The organism is Yinghuangia sp. YIM S10712 (assembly GCF_051388935.1).
In the GTDB taxonomy this organism is placed as follows: Bacteria; Actinomycetota; Actinomycetes; order Streptomycetales; family Streptomycetaceae; genus Yinghuangia.
In genome coordinates, this window is record NZ_JBPKBI010000029.1 from 28,270 (window position 1) to 44,390 (window position 16,121).

Consider the following 16,121-nt stretch of genomic DNA (forward strand, 5'->3'; position numbering starts at 1 on the left):
TGTACGCGCACAAGAAACGGTTGTGACAGGACCGAATGTGTGGCGCGTCCTGGAGGCTGACGGACGTGGCCGCTGTGCGGAGTCGTTCCCTCGCCGGACACGGTGGGTGTATGCGCGGGTGACTCCGTGCGGCGGTCAGCGGTGCCGCTGTTTGACCTGGTTGAAGGGGACGTCCCGGTCGGGGGCGAGTTCGCGCGGCATGCCGAGCATGCGTTCGCTGATGAGGTTGCGTGACATCTCGGTGCTGCCGCCGCCGAGGCTCGCGGCCTGGCGTCCGAGGTAGGAGATGCCGACCATTCCGGTGCGGCCCGGCTCCGGTCCCGGACCGATGCCGGCCGTGGCGCCGGCGATGCGGAGTGCGAGGTCGTCCTCGGTTTGGGCGCGTTCGGCGTGGAGGAGCCGGAGCATCGACGCGGCGTGGGACGGCAGTTGCCCGCCCGCGATGGCTGCGGAGATCCGCGAGCCCATCTGCCGGCTCACGGTTGTCAGGGCGAGCATCTCGCCGAGCAGCGTCCGGATTTCGGGTTCGGCCGCGCGGCCCGTCGCCTGCGCGAGGGCGATGGGGTCCGCCTTGGGCCGGCTCGGTGTCGCGCCCCGGCCGCTGACGTACGGCGAGCCGCCCCCGACCGCGCTGCGCTCGTGGAACAGTTGCCGCGTCGCCACGGCCCAGCCGCCGTCGACTTCCCCGACGACGGCCGATGCGTCCACGCGCACGCCGTCGAAGAACTCCTCGCAGAACTCGGTGGATCCGTCGACCAGACGGACGCGGTTGATCGTCAACCCGGGCGCCCGGGTGGGAACCAGGAACATCGTGAGCCCGCGGTGCTTGGGCTTGCCGCTGTCGGTGCGGGCGAGGCAGAGCCCGTAGTCGGCGGCGTACGCCCAGGTGCTCCACGTCTTGGCGCCGTTGATCACCCAAGTGTCGCCGTCCTGTTCGGCGCGGGTGAGGAGCCCGGCCAGGTCCGAGCCGCCGCTTGGCTCGGAGAGGAATTGCGCGAGTACCTCCTCGCCGCGGATCGCGGCACCGATGTGCCGGCGTTTCTGTTCCTCGGATCCGACGTCGAGCAGGGTGGCGCAGCAGATGCTGAACGTGGGGATGTTCAGCAGTACGGGCATCTCGTAGCCGGCGGCTTCCTCGGTGAACGCGTCCTGGTGGGTGCGTGAGAGGCCGAGGCCGCCGTACTCCCTCGGGAAGCAGATTCCGGCGAAGCCGCCGGCGTACAGCTTTTGCTGCAACTCGCGCGCCCGCAACCAGACTTCACCGTCGCTCCCGGGGCGGCTGGACGGCGGGGCGGCGGGGTCGAGGCGCGGCATGTTGTCGGGAAGCCAGGCACGCGCGCGGGCCCGGAACGACGCGACGCTTTCGGCGGCGGGGTTGTTCACGGGCTTCAGCCTCTCGGATCCGGTCGCGGTCCGGTCCGGTGCCGGTCGAGGAAGTGGCGAATCTCGCGGGAGCGTTCCCTGTCTTCCGGTGCCGTGCCGAAGAACATGGCGTGCGGCGCCGCCTCGAACACGTGGAGTTCGGCTGTCACTCCGGCGCCGCGCAGGGCCCGGTGCAGGCGCACGGTGTCGGACAGGAGCACGTCGCGGGTGCCGCTGAACAGGGCGGTGGGCGGGAAGCCCCGGGTGAAGTCGCCGTAGACCGGTGACAGGTAGGGGTCTCGCGGGTCGTGGGAGCCGGCGTAGAAGCGGTAGAGCGGCAGCAGGTCGCCGGTGAGTGTGGTGTCGACCCCGCTGTTGGTGCGGAGGGTGTCGCTCGCCGCGGTGAGGTCGGTCGCCGGGGTGCACAGGACCGCGGCGGCGGGCAGCGGCAGCCCTTCGTCGCGTGCGCGGAGTATCGAGGTGGCGGTCAGGTTTCCCCCGGCGGAGGTCCCGCCGATGGCGATCTCCTGCGGGGCCCGGTCGCGCAGCGCGGAGCGGTAGACGGTGACGCAGTCGTCGAGGGGCGCCGGGTGGGGGTGCCGCGGTGGCATGCGGTAGTCGATGCCCCACACGCGGGTGCGCAGGGACGCCGCGGTCGCTGCGGCGTTGGCCCGGCAGATGTCGCCGCCGCCCATGGTGAAGTTGCCGCCGTGGATGGCGAGGTAGACCCGGCGGTCGTCGGGTGCCGTGCCCTCGGGGGTGGCGACGAAGACGCGCACGCCGTCCATGTCGACGGTCTCGGTGTCGACGCGGACGCTTGGGTCGGTTCCTCCGGCCATCAGTGCCCCGAGGTAATCGCGCGCTTCGGCCGTCGCCGTCATTTTCTCCTGCTCGGCCACCAGCGACGCCCAGGCGTCGTGGTCGTCCGGTGCCGGCCACTGGGCGAAGGGGTGCACGACACCCGCCGCCAAAAACGCCTGCGCCTCCGCACTCACCGTCGCGGGTACGGGGACCTCCCGGGCCGGAACGCGCAGGCTCGGGTGCAACTCGTCAGCCGCCATCGGCTACAGCCCTCTCATGGTCGGCAGCAGGGCCCGTGGTCCTGTGTTCAGGAGCCGACGGACGGCGGGTTGCGCCGTGTTTAAACAATTGTTTACATGGCTTGGCGGGGCCGTCAAGCCTCGTCCGCGCCGGGAACGGGCGGCGCCACCGCACGCGCCTGGCTCGCAGACCGCTGGGAAAGCCCGTCGCCCACAGGAACCCTGACGGTGGGTCATACTTCCGGCCCATGAATACTCAGGTGCTCAGGACCGTCTCCGACGATCCGGGCGTGGTCGTCGTGACCATCGACAATCCCCCGCTGCAACTTGTGGACGGGGCGTTCTTCGGCGCGCTGCTGTCACTCCTGGACCGCCTCGACTCGGACCCCGATGTGCGGGTCGTGGTCTGGGAAAGCGCCGACCCCGACTTCTTCCTTATGCACGGTGACGTCGAGATGCTGGTCCGCATACCTCCCGCAGAGCGACCGGTGCCGGACCATCCCAACATCGCCGCCGCGACCCTCGACCGGCTGCGCCGTGCCCGGTACGTCAGCATCGGCGCCGTCGACGGGGCCGCACGCGGCGGCGGTGCGGAATTCCTGACCGCCCTCGACCTTCGCTATGGCACTCGGCGTACCGTGGTCGGCTGGCCCGAGGTCGTGATGGGCATCCTCCCCGGCTCGGGGACCACCGCCCGCCTCCCCGGACTGTTCGGTCGCGCCCGCGCCCTGGAGATCCTGCTCACCGCCCGCGACATCCACGCCGACGAGGCACTCGCCCTCGGCTGGCTCCAGGAGATCGTGGAGGAGGCCGAACTCCCCACGCGCGTCCGGTCCGTGGCCCGCCGCATCGCCGCGATGCCGGCCGCCTCGGCCACCGCGATCAAACAGGTCGTCGACGTCGCAGTCACGGACCCGGGCGCCGCGCTGCTCGCGGAGACCCGCGCCGTGGACGCCCTCATGGCCGCCGGAGGCCACACCGCGCCGATGACCGCCTTCCTCGCGGCCGGCGGCCAGAGGCGCGACGTCGAGGCCGACCCGGAACGCTATGCGGCCGCCATCGACGCCGTCCTCCCGGCGGCCACCGGGGACTGACCCCGGGCCCGGCACCGGCGAACACACCATGCAGGCGACTCCCGAACGTGGTGGAGCCGTCGGCCGGGCTCAGCGCTGGGTTGCGACGAACGGCCTCTCGGTGCCCGGATCGTCGCCGAGTCCCTGCGGGCGCGATGCCGGGCGGGTGGTCCTCCTCCACCCGCCCGGCGGCATGTGCGCCCGGCTGTCAGGGGCGGTGGCTCAGAACGTCAGGTCGTCGGGTCGGGCGGCCTTGTCGACGGGGAGAAAGTCGTCGGGTACGGGGTATTCGCCGAGGAGGTAGTGCAGGATCGCCGCATGCATCGCCTCGACAGGGGCGATGCTCGCCGCAGTCTCGATGCCTGCGGGCGTGGCGACGTTGTACGTGGCGAACAGATAGGTCTGGGCGGCCTGGTCCTCCAGTTGCAGAGCGAGCCTGGCGACACCGGGAACGTCGGTCACCTTGCCGAGCGCGTCGGCGACGGCCCTCTGGCTCTTCAGTGGGACCCCGGTGACGGGCGGCTTGCCGGCTTGGACGAGGACGTTGTTCCACACTCTGGCGTGATCGGCGTGCTGGGCCATCGCCGTGGTCGCGAATTCGGCGACCGCGGGCGGGACGGCGCCGAGCTTTCCGGCTCCTGCGGCTTGGACGGCTGCCTGGTAGGCCCCGACGGCCTGGTTTTCCAGGGCCGCCGCCAGCGCGACGACCAGCAGGTCACCGGTGTACGTGCCCGGGCCGACCGGGGACGCCGGAGCCGAGGAGTTCCCCGCCGGCGCGGTGTCGTCGTTGCTGCACGCGGCAAGCGCGAACAACGACAGCCCGACCGCGCCCGCGCCGCGCAGAAACCGCCTCCGGTCCAGGCCGGCGGACGGCAGGGCATCGCGTTCCCGGCCGTCAACGCGCAGTTGCTCACCCAGCGCTGAGGCGGAGGCGTACGCCTGGGGCAACGTGACGCGATGGGCTTCGTCGACCTGGTCGGTGAGCGCCCGCAGTTCGGCCTCGGTGCCCTCGAACTGCCTGTGTTCGCCGGTCACTTCACGGCTCCTTCATCGATGGGTGAGGCGTCCTTGGTGGACTGGAAGGCGTCCGGGAAGCCGACGGATCCGGCGGCGGCCGGAAGCCTGGCCGCGTCCGGGGGCAGAGCGATCAGGTCGGGGGCGTTCCCGGCCAGCAGCGCCTGCACGGCGAGGAGCACGGCCTTGTGTTGCGCCTCGACCGGCGCGACCGAGGCGAACAGCCGCCGCAGAGCCGGGTCGGAGACCTGCGCGACGTTCTTGGTGTAGGTCTGCGCGGCGACGTCCTCCAGCGTGATCGCGAGTTTGACCACGTCGGCCGGTGTCTTGATGGTCGGCAGCGTTTGCTGCACGATCGCCGCGTACTTCGGGTCCGGTCCGGTCTGCTCCCGGCCGCCGGCCTCGACCGCGGCGCTGTTGAACGCCTGGGCGTGGGCCCGGTGTTGGACGGTGGTCTTCTCGATGAACGCCGCCACGACCTTGTTGCCGTCCCTGACGAAGGGGAGTCCCGCAGCGGTCGTGTACACGTTCACCGCGAGGTTTTCCAGGGACGCGGCGGTCTGCAGCGCCTTGATGTCGTCGGCGTTCGCGGCGCCGGCTCGGCCGGCCCCGAGGAGGACGGCGCCCGCGGCGGCACCGCCCAACAGGCCCGGGCGCCACCATCGTCGCGTCCGCGGCGGCGGTTTGCGGTGTTGCGTTTCTGTGGCCTGGCCGTATTCGTCGAGCGAGGCGCGGGTGATGCGCGATGCGTCGCTGTGGAGGTCCTCGGACTGCTCGGTGAGTTCCGCCAACAGCCGGGTGTCGATGGGGTCTTCCACCACGGCTCCTTCCCTCCGCCCGCCGGATGCGGGCTGTGTGGAGGGGGTTCGCCCCAGGACGCCGCGCGGATTGGTGCCTGTGCGGAAGTTCTCGGGTAATCACCCGGAAGAGTGCACCCGCGGCAGAATTTGCGAGCACGACCAATCCGAAGGCGGTTTCGCTCCGAACACGGGACATGATCTGTATGCATCGCGCCGTCCGGACCACCGGCCCCTCCCAGGGAGCGCCGCGCGAACAGAACTTCGGACGCCGCAACCGGGGGTGGGGTGCCGGATGCGTGTGACGGGCATCGGCCGGGGTGCCGCCGGTTCGCAGCGTCGGGACGACCCGGCGCGCTCGGCGGGGGAGAACGCTGTCGACGCACTGCTGTGCCGGGTGGCCAAAGGCGACGAGGCCGCGTTCGGCGAACTGTACGACGCCCTCGCCGGACCGGTCCTCGCCACCGTGCGCAAGGTGGTCCGCGACCCCGCGCACTCCGAGGAGGTCGTCCAAGAGGTGATGCTCGAACTGTGGCGCACCGCAAGCCGTTTCGACGCGCGGCGCGGCAGCGCGGTGACGTGGGCCCTGACCATGGCGCACCGCAGGGCGGTGGACCGGGTCCGTGCCTCCGAGGCCAGTCGCGACCGTGAGCGCGCGGCGGCGGCGAGGGAGGGGACCGTCGCGTACGACACCGTCGCCGAGCAGGTCGAGGTGCGCCTCGAACAACGCCAGGTGCGTCGCTGCCTCGGCACGCTCACACCCGTGCAGCGCGAGTCGGTGACGCTGGCGTACTACGGCGGCCTGACGTACCGGGAGGTCTCCGAGCGGCTGAAACTCCCCTTGGGCACCGTGAAGACCCGCCTGCGCGACGGCCTGATCCGGCTGCGCGACTGCCTGGGAGTGTCGGCATGAGCAACATCCACCTGAATACCGGCGCGTACGCCCTGCACGCCCTCCCTCCGGACGAACACGCCGCGTTCGAAAGCCACTTGGCCCGCTGCGACACCTGCACCGAGGAAGCCGCCGAACTGACGGAGACGGCCGCGCGGCTGGGCCTCGCGTTGCACGCCGTGCCGCCGCCGGAGCTCAGGGACCGCGTGATGCGGGCCATCCGAACAACGCGCCAGGAGCCGGCGCTTCCCACCGCGATGCGCCGGGGGAAGCGCCCGATGCGACGCCTGCCGAGCCTCGCCCTCGCGGCGTGCGCTGCCCTTTCCGCAGTGCTGGGCGGTGTGGCCTGGTGGCAGTACGACCGCGCGGAAGACGCCCGCACACGCACCCAGGCATCCCGGCAACAGGCGGAACTCGCCAAGGTGTTGACCGCACCCGACGCCCGAGCCGTCACCGGCCCGATGGCCGGCGGAGCGACCGCCACGGTCGTGGTGTCCGCCCAACGCGACCGGGCGGTGCTGCTCGCCACCGGCATGGCACCTCCGGCACCGGGCACGGTCCACCAACTCTGGTTCGCCCGCGACGGCCGCATGGTCCCCGCCGGATTCCTCCCGGACACCGGCACATCCGCCGCCGTCCTCCTCGACGGTCCCCTCGACCACGCCGACGCGGTCGGCGTCACGGTCGAACCGGCGGGAGGCTCAGCCCAACCCACCACGCCGCCACTCGGCCTGCTGACCATCGCCGCCGGTCCACCGCCGCAGCCCGCATGACGACCGAAGCCGCCCCGAGAGGCAGCCTGAGCCAGGGATCTCCTCCCTGTTCAGGCAGTGGAGGACGTCAACTGCCCGCCGACCAGCACCCGCAGCGAGCTCTGACCGAGCGGGCAACGGCCGACGACCAAAGCCCCCGGACGGTCTGGGCCGTCCGCAAGGTTCCCGCCCGGCAGTCCTGACACCCCGGGTGCAGTCCGGGGCGTCAGGACTGCGGCAGACCTCGGGTGTGCGTCGTTCGCTTGCTGTCGACGCGGCCCTGCGAATCATTTTTGAAATTTCTGCTCGTGCGCCGATGAGTTGCGGGGCGGTCGCCGGTCTACCCCTTCGACAGCAACGGCAACACCGGCACCGAGGAGAACGCGATGACCGAGAAGACCACCCTGGCGACCGTCATGATCGACAACGGAGACGGCGAGGTGACCTTCGTCCGCGAGTTCGACGCCCCGCGCGGGCGCGTGTTCGCCGCGTACACGGACCCCGACCAGATCGTGAAGTTCTTCGCGCCGGAGGGTTTCTCGGTGCCCCGGGAGAGCGTCGTCCTGGAACCGCACGTGGGTGGACGCTGCGAACTGACCATGGTGGGGATGGGGATGGAGATCCCCATTAACGGGGTGTACCTGGAGGTCGCGGCTCCGGAGAAGCTGGCGTTCCACGTGCCCGGCGAACCGATGAAGCAGGAGATCACCCTCACCGACCTCGGCGGGGGCCGGACGCGCCTGACGCTGCGTCAGACCGACGTGCCCGAGCAGATGCGCGGAGAAATGGCGCACATGGGCTTCGACTCCAGTTGGAACCTGCTCGAAAACCACCTCGCCTCCTGACCGTCGCGTCGGGATGACGAGCCGAGGCGTTGCAACGCACACTGCCTCTCTCGGAACCGGGCGGCACCCACGCGGTGGGGCGGGGGTGCCGCCCGGCATGACGGCGAATCGCCCGGGGCTCGGAGCAGGTTCGCGGCCGATGCGCCGCCACACGCCCGGCTGATCCGCCGCGCGTGGGCCCGCCCGGACACGTGACTCGGCTGCTTCACCTGCCCAAGAGTTTGGCCGCGAGTTCCGGGTGGTCGGCGAGGGCGTTGCCGATTTGCCTCTCGGGGACGCCGGCGTAGGCGGGCGTGTCGACCCGGTCCCAATCGATGGGCCCGTGCGGGGGCCGCGGGTCGTATTCGAGGAACAGTTGCGTGGAGCGGGCGAATTCGGGGCCGACGAGGCGGGCCAGCAGGTGCAGGGCCATGTCGATGCCCGCCGCTACGCCCGCCGCGGTGAGGACGGGGCCGTCCTCGACCCAGCGTTCGGCGACCGGGGTCGCACCGAAGCTCGTCAGCAGGTCGCGGTAGATCCAGTGGGTGGTCGCCTTGCGGCCGTCGAGCAGGCCCGCCTCGCCGAGCAGGAGCGCGCCGGTGCAGACGGAGGCGACGGTCGTCGCGGTTTCGGCGGCCGTGCGGATGTAGCCGATGAGTTCGGCGTCGGCCAAAGCCGCCAGGGTGGGCTCACCGCCGCCCGGGACGACGAGCACGTCAGGCGCGGGGACCTCGGCGAAGGTGCGGTTCGCCGTGACCGCCAGCGGTGTGTCGGTGTCCAGCGGGATGTCCTTGGCGGCGGCGACCGTGACGACCTCGAAAGGGAGTCCGGAGTGCGGCAGGCCCGAACACGTCTGGAGAGGGCCGGCCAGGTCGAGCAGCGTCAGGCCCGGGTACGCCACGAAGGCGATGGTGCGCGGGCGTTCGTCTGCGGCCGGGTGCGAGTCGGTGTTGGTCATGCCGCCACGATGCCGTGTGCGGGCGCGCCGCACCGGCGGCGTGTCCGGGATCCTGCGATGCCTGTCTGCCGGACCCGGCCGCACTGTCGGTACGGTCGGCGGATGGCGACCGAAACGGTTCCGGGCGGCGGCGCGTACGCGAACGGCACGTCGGCGGCGGTGAACGGCTCCGCGCCGACCGCGGACCGGCGTGTGGTGGTGGTCGGGTACGCGGACGCATCGCTGCTCGACATCGCGTGCGTCGCGGAGACGTTCGCGACGGCGAACCTGCTCGGGATCGCACGCCCGTACAGCGTGGAGCTGGCGTCGTCCCACGGCCGCCCGGTCCGCGCCACGGCAGGGTTCGCGCTGGCCGCGCACGGTGTCCTGGAAGCCGTGACCGGTCGCGTCGACACGCTGGTCGTCGTCGGCGGGCACGGTCACGAGGAGGCGGCCGCCGACCTGCATCTGGTCCGGCAGATAAGGCGGTTGGCCCCGTCCTGCCGCCGGGTGGCGTCGGTGTGCACGGGGGCGACCGTGTTGGCCGCCTCGGGCCTCCTCGACGGACGCCGGGCCACGACGCACTGGGCGTTCGCGGCGCGGTTGGCGCGAAGGTATCCGGCGGTGGCGGTGGACCCGGCGCCGCTGTTCGTCAAGGACGGCGACGTGTACACCTCCGCGGGCGTCACCAGCGCCCTGGACCTCACGCTGGCGTTCGTCGAGGAGGACCACGGTGCCGCTGTGGCACGCGGAGTGGCCCGTGCGCTGGTGACCTACCTCCAACGGCCCGGGAACCAGGCCCAGGTGAGCATGTTCGTGTCCGGGCCGCCGCCCGAACACCCGCTGGTGCGCCGGATCACGGTGCACATCGCGGAGAACCCGGCGGACGACCTGTCGCCGCCGGCCCTGGCCCGGGCCGCCGGGGTGAGCACCCGGCACCTCACGCGGCTGTTCGAGGGCCAACTCGGCACCACCCCGGCGCGGTACGTGCGGGCGGTACGAACCGAAAGCGCCGCGCACTTGCTGGCATCCACGGCGCTGCCGCTCAACGCCGTCGCCCGCCGCTGCGGATTCGGCTCGACGGAGACCCTGCGCCAGGCCTTCCTGGCCCACTACGGAACGCCGCCTTCGATGTACCGCCACCTGCACCGCGGCGTTGGGGACCGCACAAGGCACGGGTCCGGGCCGCACCGGATGACGACGGCCGGTGACACGATCCAGGAAGGCTCCGGCGCCGGGCACCGGGAAGCCGACGCGGCCGTGCAGCCGGCGCATTGACGCAGATCGTTCGTGTGTTGACGCCTCGTCCCACGGCGGCCGGCGTCGGGGTTGGCGCACCGGTCCAGGCTGGTACTGCCGGCGGTGGCGGAGGCGCATAGGCCACTGGGCGCTTCGTCCGGCACGGGGCCGCATGTGTGGATACCGGCGGTGTGTGCGAGACCTGCAGTTACGTCATCGCCGACCGGCGGGCGGTGCGTCGTCGCGTCGCAGCCGAAGTTGAGGCCGAACGGGTCCGCTCGGTGCTGCCGTGCGGACTGCGGGACGCCGCGATCCGCCGGTCTGCGTGAGGCGTGCGCGAATCGCCGTGCCGCCGACGCAGCCATCTGCGAAGCCGCGCAGCTAACCGCACCCGGCTGCGCCGAAACTTGCGACCGCAGCGCGTGGCCTCGTAGGTCGAAGCGCGTTTGCGCGCCGACCTGAATCGGGAGCTGGCCCGATGCCGCAGCACACGGGGCCCCGGACGGGACGCTGGCGCTACTCGCCCGAACGATCGCGGAGTGCGTGGCTGCGGACCACCGCCGGGCGGCGTTGGCGGCGCCGGCGCTCAGCAACACTGCTGAGGCCGAGGCCGATCGCGCCCACGAGGCGTCGATGCGCAGCGCGGGCTGTTTCACCTCCCGCGACGCGGCTGACAAGGCCGCGTCTGCGGCTGCGTCCCCGGTACGCGAACAGGCCGCCCGGCAACTGCTGTTCATTCGTTGGTTCAGCGTCGCTTTCCCGTCTCGGGGGTGGTGATGTCCTGGCTGGCGCGGCGCATGGCCTCGTACAGCGCGGTGTCCTCGGGCGGGTCCGGCAACGGTCCGCGGGACGGTGCCTGAAAGGACTGGATCATCCATGCCACCAGGCGGCGCCAGGCGTCCGGGGCGGCGTCACCGGTGGCGCTGAGGACTCCGGCGTTGGCCATCAGCAGCAGTACGAGGTCCCGGCTGGTGAAGTCCTCGCGCAGTTGCCCGCTGTCCTTGGCGCGGCCGATCAGTTCGAGGAAGCCCTCGTACGCCCGGGCGTGGTGCTGCTCCAGTTCGGGGACGCCGGGGAAGCTCATGGTCAGGACGTCGGCGAAGCCGCGGTCGGCGGCCTGCATCGCGCAGACTTCGTGGATGTAGCCGGTGAAGCCGTGCCACGGGTCGGGGTCGGCCAGCGCCTCGGTGGTGGCCTGTGCGTACGCTTTCATGCGGTCGGCGAAGACCGCAGCGACGAGATTTTCCTTGCGGGGGAAGTGGCGGAAGAGGGTGGCGATCCCCACCCCGGCCTCCCGTGCGACCGAGGCCATCGACGCGTTCAGTCCACCGTCATGACCACCCCGGCCGCGACCGAACCGGCCGACGTGCAGCACGAGATGGACTTCCAGCTCTTCGGAGCCATCGCCGCCACCGGCGCGGTGCTGCCCGCCATGCGTGAGGCCGGCGCGGGCACCCTGCTGTTCACCACCGGCGCCGGCTCCGTCGACCCCGTGCCGCAGATCGCCAACGTCAACGCCGCCGCCGCGGCGCTGCGCAACTGGGTGATCAACCTGCACAAGGAGCTGGACGGCACCGGCGTCCAGGCCGCGCACGTCGCCATCAACGTGTCGATCGGCACGCCGGCGGTCCCCGGATTCCCGACCGCCCAGCCCGAGGAGATCTCCCCGGTCTACTGGGACCTGCACACCACCAAGCGCGACCAGGCCGAACTCGTCTTCAGTCTCTGACGCCCATCGGCCACCCGACCTTCTGGACTCCCGGTATCTACGTCGCGCTCGCGCCCGGCGCCGTCGACCAGCTGTTTGACCAACTGGAGGCCGGACTGCGCGAGCACACCGGCGAGACGGTCCTGGACATCCTGGTGAACAACGCCGCTGCGACGACGCCCGGCGACGCACCGGAAGAGGTGTCCGCCGAGCAGATCGACGAGATCTTCGCGGTCAACGCGAACGCCCCCTTCCTCCTCGCCCAGCGGGCCCTCGGGCTGATCCCGGACGGCGGACGCATCGTCAACATCTCCTCCGCGGTCACGCGCATGGCCATGCCGCCGCAGGTCGTCTACGCGATGTCCAAGGGCGCGCTCGACCAGCTCACGCTGCACTTCGCCCGGCACCTCGCCCTGCGGCGTATCACGGTCAACAGCGTGCTCCCCGGCGCCACGGACAACGGCAGCCCGGCCTTCCGGTTGCCCGAGGTGTGCGAGGTCGGGCATCCCGAGGTGGACGGTGCGGTAGTCGGTCTCAGGCGGCCGGACCGTTTTCCGGTTAAAAATCATGACGGTCGCACTGGGAAGGGTTCCTTCCTTTTGCTACGTTCCGACCGCGTACCGGAAGCCGCAATCGATCTTCCGGTTGCGCGTACGCACGACGTCCCATCGGCAAGGCGCTTCGCACCGAGACCGGCAAGGGGCCACTGCGGCCTCTCCCATCCACAGTGAGGACCCGTCGCATGAGTGACACCGTCGTGCACGAGGCAGGTTCGAACCAGGTTTCCCGCCGCGGTTTCGTCCGGGGCGCGGGGGCCCTGCTGGGGGCCGCGGCCCTGACCGGGCCGCTGCCGCGGGCGCACGCGGCACCCGCGGCTGCGGCGATCGCCGATGGCGAGCGCGTCCCGGCCCTGGTCGTCGGCACCGGCTATGGCGGCTCGGTGACCGCGCTCCGACTCGCGCAGGCGGGCGTCAACGTCCACATGATCGAGATGGGCATGGCCTGGGACACCCCCGGCTCGGACGGCAAGNGGCACCGGCTATGGCGGCTCGGTGACCGCGCTCCGACTCGCGCAGGCGGGCGTCAACGTCCACATGATCGAGATGGGCATGGCCTGGGACACCCCCGGCTCGGACGGCAAGGTCTTCGCCAACACCACGAGCCCGGACAACCGTTCCTACTGGCTGCGCACGCGGACGAAGCAGCCGCTCAGCAACTTCCTCGGCTTCCCGATAGACAAGGACGTCTCGCGGTACACCGGCATCCTCGACGCGGAGGACTTCAGCGGCATCACCGTCTACCAGGGCCGCGGCCTCGGCGGCGGGTCCCTGGTCAACGGCGGCATGGCGGTCACCCCGCGCCGGGAGAACTTCGGCGCGATCCTGCCCTCGGTCAACGCCGCCGAGATGTACGGCACCTACTACCCCCGGGCCAACGCCGAGCTGGGTGTCACGGAAGTCGACCGCACCTGGTGGGAGAACGCCGCCTGTTACCAGTACGCACGCGTGGGCCGCAAGCACGCCGAGCGGTCCGGGTTCCCGTTCGTGTTCGTCCCCAACGTCTACGACTGGGACTACATGAAGCAGGAGGCGGCCGGCGCGGTGCCCAAGTCGGCGCTGGCGGGCGAAGTCCTCTACGGCAACAATTACGGCAAGAAGTCCCTCCAGAAGACCTACCTCCCCCGCATCAAGGCGACCGGCCGCGTCACCATCTCCACGCTGCACAAAGTCACTTCCGTCCGACCCGCGACCGGCGGCGGCTACACCGTGGCGATCGACCAGATCAACACCGTCGGCGCCACCGTCGCGACGAAGACCGTCGTCGCCGACCGCGTCTTCTTCGCGGCCGGAAGCGTCGGCACCACCAAGCTGCTGGTCATGCTGAAGGCGACCGGCGCCCTGCCCAACCTGGGCAGCGAGGTCGGCAAAGGCTGGGGCGACAACGGCAATGTCATGTGCGGCCGGGCCAACCACATGTGGGACCCGACCGGTTCCCTCCAGTCGTCGATGCCGACGGCGGGGATCGACAACTGGGCGGCGGGCGGTGCGTTCGCGGAAGTCGCCCCGCTGCCGACCGGCATCGAAACGTACGCGTCCTTCTACCTGTCGATCACCAAGAACCCGAACCGCGCGCAGTTCTCTTGGAACGCCTCGGCGGGCCGCGTCGACCTGAACTGGCAGGCCTCCTGGAAGCAGCCGTCGATCGACATGGCCAAGACCATCTTCGACAAGATCAACGCGAAAGAGGGCACGATCTACCGCACCGATCTGTTCGGTGTGTACAAGATCTGGGGCGACCACCTCACGTACCATCCGCTCGGCGGTGCGGTGTTGGACAAGGCCACCGACAACTACGGGCGCCTGCGGGGGTATTCGGGCCTGTACGTGGTGGACGGCGCGCTGATCCCCGGCAACACCAGCGTCAACCCGTTCGTCACCATCACGGCCCTGGCCGAGCGGAACATCGAGAACATCATCGCCAACGACCTGTGAGACAAAGTCGGGAGCCAGGATCGCCTCCGGAGGCGTCCCGCCGTCAGAACGTGGCGATCGGGTTGACCGGGCTGCCGGACGTACCGGCGAAGCGGACCGGCGCGACCGCGAGGTGGAAGTCCCATTGGCCGAGCTCGGCAGCCGTCGTCGCGCACGTCTCCAGGTCGCAGTTGTCGAGCAGCCACAGGCCCATCGCGACGAGGCTCACGGCGTGAACCGGCATCAACACGTCTTCGTATCCCGACGGCTGAACGTCCTGCGGGGTGTCGGCGCCGATCAGGGCCACCTGCCGCTCATGCAGCCACGGCAGGCAGGACGCGTGCCAGCCGGCCTGCTCGAAACCGCCGGCCGCACCGGCCTCGTGCCGGGCGCGGCCGTAGCCGGTCCGCAGGAGTACCGCGTCGCCGGGTCGCACCCGCACACCCTGGCGACGCTCGGCCTGCTCCAGGTCGTCGGGAAACACGCCCTGCCCCGGCTCCAACCACGGCACATCGCGGACCCCGGCGATGTCCAGCAGGACACCGCGCGTGATGATCCCGTTCGCCGCCGCCGTGACGGCCGCCCAGGCCGATCCCGTCGCGGCGTCGACCAACGAGTGCGACCGGCCGTTGTACATCGTGCCGTCCCAGAAGATGTGGCACGGCGAGTCGATGTGGGTGAGGGTGTTGCCGTGGAACGTGATGCCGAGCCGCTCGGACGAAAATCCCCAGCGCCGGTCGTTGTGGAATGCCGCCGGCATGTTCTCGGCGCCCGGCATTTCGGCGGCGCACGGGCACGTCGTCGTCGACCGCTCCACGTCTTGCGGTACGGCGACTTCCCAAGCGCACGACACGCTCCTGCCGTGCCGCACCGCCCGCGCCGCCGCCAGCCGGACGTCGTCGGTGATGTGGTTCAGCGTGCCGAGTTCGTCGTCATCGCCCCAGCGCCCCCAGTTCGACAGCGTCTCGAAGTACCCGAGCACGTCGTCCTGCGTGGGCATCGGTCGCCCTGCGGTCACGCCGGCATCGTCTCCTCCGGTCACGCGGTTTGAGGCACGAAGGCCCACTGAACTGGCATGACACTAGATCAGCGGGCCGACGGTCGGCCAGTCCGGAGTTCGGGTACGGCACACGTGGCGTGCTGTGGCACCGGCAGCCGTTGACATCGTGTGCACGGCACGGCCGGTGCGGTCACAAGCGCGCGTGTTCACCGGGAGTTTCGATGCGCGGCATCGACCGCCCCTCACGCGCGCGTGCCCGTGTCACCACCGTTCGACGGGAGTCGAGTCGAGGCCCAGGGGTCGTGCGTAGGACGGGTCGCTCTTGTCCCAGGTGCCCTTGATGAACCCGGCGAACGCTCCGGAGGTGAGGAGTGAGGTGTCGCCGGTCATGGTCCATTCCAGGGTGCAGCGGCGCAGGGCGATCTTCCACGTGCCGTCGCGGCGTTCGAGGCGGTCGAGGTAGCGACCCCCGAGCAGGAGCACGCTGTTGCCCTTGCGGGGGCGCATGGCGCCGATGACGTAGCTCTCGCAGTGGGCTTCGTCGCCGTCGATCTCGCAGGTGTGGGTGGTGATGTTGTGCAGGTGGTCGGCGAAGACCGCCGCGTGCGCCTTGTTGGCGTCCTCACCGTACTCGGGCCCCATCGTCACCGCGTGGCCGTGCTCGTCCATGCCGTCGTCGTGGTAGATCCCCGCCAGGATCTCAAGGTCGTGGCGGTCGCGCCCGCGCGACTGGTTCATGACGCAGTCGAGGATCGCCATGCGGTCCTTGACGTAACGCAGTTCGCGGCGGAGCTCTTGGAGTTCATCCTCGACGGACATGAAAGTCCCTTCGTCTGGCAGGGGTGTGGGCGCGGAATCGGCCTTGGTTGTCGGGGAGTTGCGGTCCACGGGGCGTGTATGTGCTCCGGGACACCGTTTTCCGGTTTCGGCGGTGGGCTGCCGCCTCAGGCGCTGACGAGTTCTTGGCCGGCGAGTGTGGTGCGGTGCATGAGGCGGATGGAGGTGGGTTCGA

17 protein-coding genes are annotated in these 16,121 nt (G+C 70.8%); 9 read left to right on the forward strand and 8 right to left on the reverse strand.

The window, feature by feature from the left end; genetic code table 11:
* Positions 1 to 135 precede the first annotated feature (135 nt).
* Together ACRX5W_RS30945 and ACRX5W_RS30950 are read right to left on the reverse strand one after the other, a co-directional pair.
* Positions 136 to 1,383, reverse strand: coding sequence for an acyl-CoA dehydrogenase family protein (locus tag ACRX5W_RS30945; protein WP_436791698.1), 1,248 nt, complete (start codon positions 1,381 to 1,383; stop codon positions 136 to 138).
* Between the two features lie 5 nt (positions 1,384 to 1,388).
* Positions 1,389 to 2,423: an alpha/beta hydrolase gene (locus ACRX5W_RS30950; RefSeq protein ID WP_436791699.1), complete on the reverse strand. Its 1,035-nt coding sequence runs from the start codon at positions 2,421 to 2,423 to the stop codon at positions 1,389 to 1,391.
* 227 nt (positions 2,424 to 2,650) lie between these two features.
* Here ACRX5W_RS30950 and ACRX5W_RS30955 point away from each other — a divergent pair, with 227 nt between their 5' ends.
* Positions 2,651 to 3,496: an enoyl-CoA hydratase/isomerase family protein gene (locus ACRX5W_RS30955; protein ID WP_436791700.1), complete on the forward strand. Its 846-nt coding sequence runs from the start codon at positions 2,651 to 2,653 to the stop codon at positions 3,494 to 3,496.
* Positions 3,497 to 3,697: 201 nt separating this feature from the next.
* Here ACRX5W_RS30955 and ACRX5W_RS30960 read toward each other — a convergent pair whose 3' ends face one another.
* Together ACRX5W_RS30960 and ACRX5W_RS30965 are read right to left on the reverse strand one after the other, a co-directional pair.
* The gene (locus ACRX5W_RS30960; RefSeq protein ID WP_436791701.1) at positions 3,698 to 4,510 is read right to left on the reverse strand and encodes a ferritin-like domain-containing protein; all 813 of its coding nucleotides are present in this window, start codon (positions 4,508 to 4,510) and stop codon (positions 3,698 to 3,700) included.
* Positions 4,507 to 5,307 carry a ferritin-like domain-containing protein gene (locus ACRX5W_RS30965; protein ID WP_436791702.1) on the reverse strand — a complete coding sequence of 267 codons (801 nt, stop codon included), beginning with the start codon at positions 5,305 to 5,307 and terminating at the stop codon, positions 4,507 to 4,509. The genes ACRX5W_RS30960 and ACRX5W_RS30965 overlap by 4 nt, the downstream gene beginning before the upstream one ends.
* A gap of 274 nt (positions 5,308 to 5,581) precedes the next feature.
* Between ACRX5W_RS30965 and sigK the strand changes: the two genes are divergently transcribed.
* The 3 genes from sigK (at position 5,582) to ACRX5W_RS30980 (ending at position 7,775) form a co-directional block, all read left to right on the forward strand.
* On the forward strand, positions 5,582 to 6,199 hold the full coding sequence (gene sigK / locus ACRX5W_RS30970; protein ID WP_436791703.1) for an ECF RNA polymerase sigma factor SigK: 618 nt from the start codon (positions 5,582 to 5,584) through the stop codon (positions 6,197 to 6,199).
* Positions 6,196 to 6,951: an anti-sigma factor gene (locus tag ACRX5W_RS30975; protein WP_436791704.1), complete on the forward strand. Its 756-nt coding sequence runs from the start codon at positions 6,196 to 6,198 to the stop codon at positions 6,949 to 6,951. The genes sigK and ACRX5W_RS30975 overlap by 4 nt, the downstream gene beginning before the upstream one ends.
* A 365-nt stretch (positions 6,952 to 7,316) precedes the next feature.
* Positions 7,317 to 7,775: an SRPBCC family protein gene (locus tag ACRX5W_RS30980; protein ID WP_436791705.1), complete on the forward strand. Its 459-nt coding sequence runs from the start codon at positions 7,317 to 7,319 to the stop codon at positions 7,773 to 7,775.
* A gap of 205 nt (positions 7,776 to 7,980) precedes the next feature.
* On the opposite strand, the gene ACRX5W_RS30985 is transcribed toward ACRX5W_RS30980, so the two are convergent.
* The gene (locus ACRX5W_RS30985) at positions 7,981 to 8,712 is read right to left on the reverse strand and encodes a DJ-1/PfpI family protein (RefSeq protein WP_436791706.1); all 732 of its coding nucleotides are present in this window, start codon (positions 8,710 to 8,712) and stop codon (positions 7,981 to 7,983) included.
* Between the two features lie 192 nt (positions 8,713 to 8,904).
* On the opposite strand from ACRX5W_RS30985, the gene ACRX5W_RS30990 reads away from it, so the two are divergent.
* Together ACRX5W_RS30990 and ACRX5W_RS30995 are read left to right on the forward strand one after the other, a co-directional pair.
* The gene (locus ACRX5W_RS30990; protein WP_436791715.1) at positions 8,905 to 9,969 is read left to right on the forward strand and encodes a GlxA family transcriptional regulator; all 1,065 of its coding nucleotides are present in this window, start codon (positions 8,905 to 8,907) and stop codon (positions 9,967 to 9,969) included.
* A 504-nt stretch (positions 9,970 to 10,473) separates the two neighbouring features.
* Positions 10,474 to 10,707, forward strand: a complete 234-nt coding sequence (locus ACRX5W_RS30995; protein WP_436791707.1) for a hypothetical protein — start codon at positions 10,474 to 10,476, stop codon at positions 10,705 to 10,707.
* Here the strand turns inward: ACRX5W_RS30995 and ACRX5W_RS31000 are convergent.
* The gene (locus tag ACRX5W_RS31000; RefSeq protein ID WP_436791708.1) at positions 10,676 to 11,242 is read right to left on the reverse strand and encodes a TetR/AcrR family transcriptional regulator; all 567 of its coding nucleotides are present in this window, start codon (positions 11,240 to 11,242) and stop codon (positions 10,676 to 10,678) included. The genes ACRX5W_RS30995 and ACRX5W_RS31000 overlap by 32 nt on opposite strands.
* A 21-nt stretch (positions 11,243 to 11,263) precedes the next feature.
* Here ACRX5W_RS31000 and ACRX5W_RS31005 point away from each other — a divergent pair, with 21 nt between their 5' ends.
* The 3 genes from ACRX5W_RS31005 (at position 11,264) to ACRX5W_RS31015 (ending at position 14,130) form a co-directional block, all read left to right on the forward strand.
* Entirely contained in the window at positions 11,264 to 11,659 is a 396-nt protein-coding gene (locus ACRX5W_RS31005; RefSeq protein WP_436791709.1) for an SDR family NAD(P)-dependent oxidoreductase, read from the forward strand.
* 95 nt (positions 11,660 to 11,754) lie between these two features.
* Positions 11,755 to 12,369, forward strand: a complete 615-nt coding sequence (locus tag ACRX5W_RS31010) for an SDR family NAD(P)-dependent oxidoreductase (RefSeq protein WP_436791716.1) — start codon at positions 11,755 to 11,757, stop codon at positions 12,367 to 12,369.
* A gap of 321 nt (positions 12,370 to 12,690) precedes the next feature.
* Positions 12,691 to 14,130 carry a GMC oxidoreductase gene (locus tag ACRX5W_RS31015; RefSeq protein ID WP_436791710.1) on the forward strand — a complete coding sequence of 480 codons (1,440 nt, stop codon included), beginning with the start codon at positions 12,691 to 12,693 and terminating at the stop codon, positions 14,128 to 14,130.
* A gap of 43 nt (positions 14,131 to 14,173) precedes the next feature.
* On the opposite strand, the gene ACRX5W_RS31020 is transcribed toward ACRX5W_RS31015, so the two are convergent.
* Both ACRX5W_RS31020 and ACRX5W_RS31025 read right to left on the reverse strand, forming a co-directional pair.
* Complete coding sequence (locus tag ACRX5W_RS31020; RefSeq protein ID WP_436791711.1) at positions 14,174 to 15,127, reverse strand: cyclase family protein; 954 nt, start codon at positions 15,125 to 15,127, stop codon at positions 14,174 to 14,176.
* A 243-nt stretch (positions 15,128 to 15,370) separates the two neighbouring features.
* Positions 15,371 to 15,928, reverse strand: a complete 558-nt coding sequence (locus ACRX5W_RS31025; RefSeq protein WP_436791712.1) for a nuclear transport factor 2 family protein — start codon at positions 15,926 to 15,928, stop codon at positions 15,371 to 15,373.
* Between the last annotated feature and the right edge of the window lie 193 nt (positions 15,929 to 16,121).

What these genes read in the sequence shown, in the direction of transcription:
- ACRX5W_RS30950 (WP_436791699.1), bottom strand. Translation starts at nt 2,423, where the DNA reads ATGGCGGCTGACGAGTTGCACCCGAGCCTGCGCGTTCCGGCCCGGGAG.
- ACRX5W_RS30955 (WP_436791700.1), top strand. Translation starts at nt 2,651, where the DNA reads ATGAATACTCAGGTGCTCAGGACCGTCTCCGACGATCCGGGCGTGGTC.
- sigK (WP_436791703.1), top strand. Translation starts at nt 5,582, where the DNA reads ATGCGTGTGACGGGCATCGGCCGGGGTGCCGCCGGTTCGCAGCGTCGG.
- ACRX5W_RS30975 (WP_436791704.1), top strand. Translation starts at nt 6,196, where the DNA reads ATGAGCAACATCCACCTGAATACCGGCGCGTACGCCCTGCACGCCCTC.
- ACRX5W_RS30980 (WP_436791705.1), top strand. Translation starts at nt 7,317, where the DNA reads ATGACCGAGAAGACCACCCTGGCGACCGTCATGATCGACAACGGAGAC.
- ACRX5W_RS30985 (WP_436791706.1), bottom strand. Translation starts at nt 8,712, where the DNA reads ATGACCAACACCGACTCGCACCCGGCCGCAGACGAACGCCCGCGCACC.
- ACRX5W_RS31000 (WP_436791708.1), bottom strand. Translation starts at nt 11,242, where the DNA reads ATGGCCTCGGTCGCACGGGAGGCCGGGGTGGGGATCGCCACCCTCTTC.
- ACRX5W_RS31005 (WP_436791709.1), top strand. Translation starts at nt 11,264, where the DNA reads ATGACCACCCCGGCCGCGACCGAACCGGCCGACGTGCAGCACGAGATG.
- ACRX5W_RS31025 (WP_436791712.1), bottom strand. Translation starts at nt 15,928, where the DNA reads ATGTCCGTCGAGGATGAACTCCAAGAGCTCCGCCGCGAACTGCGTTAC.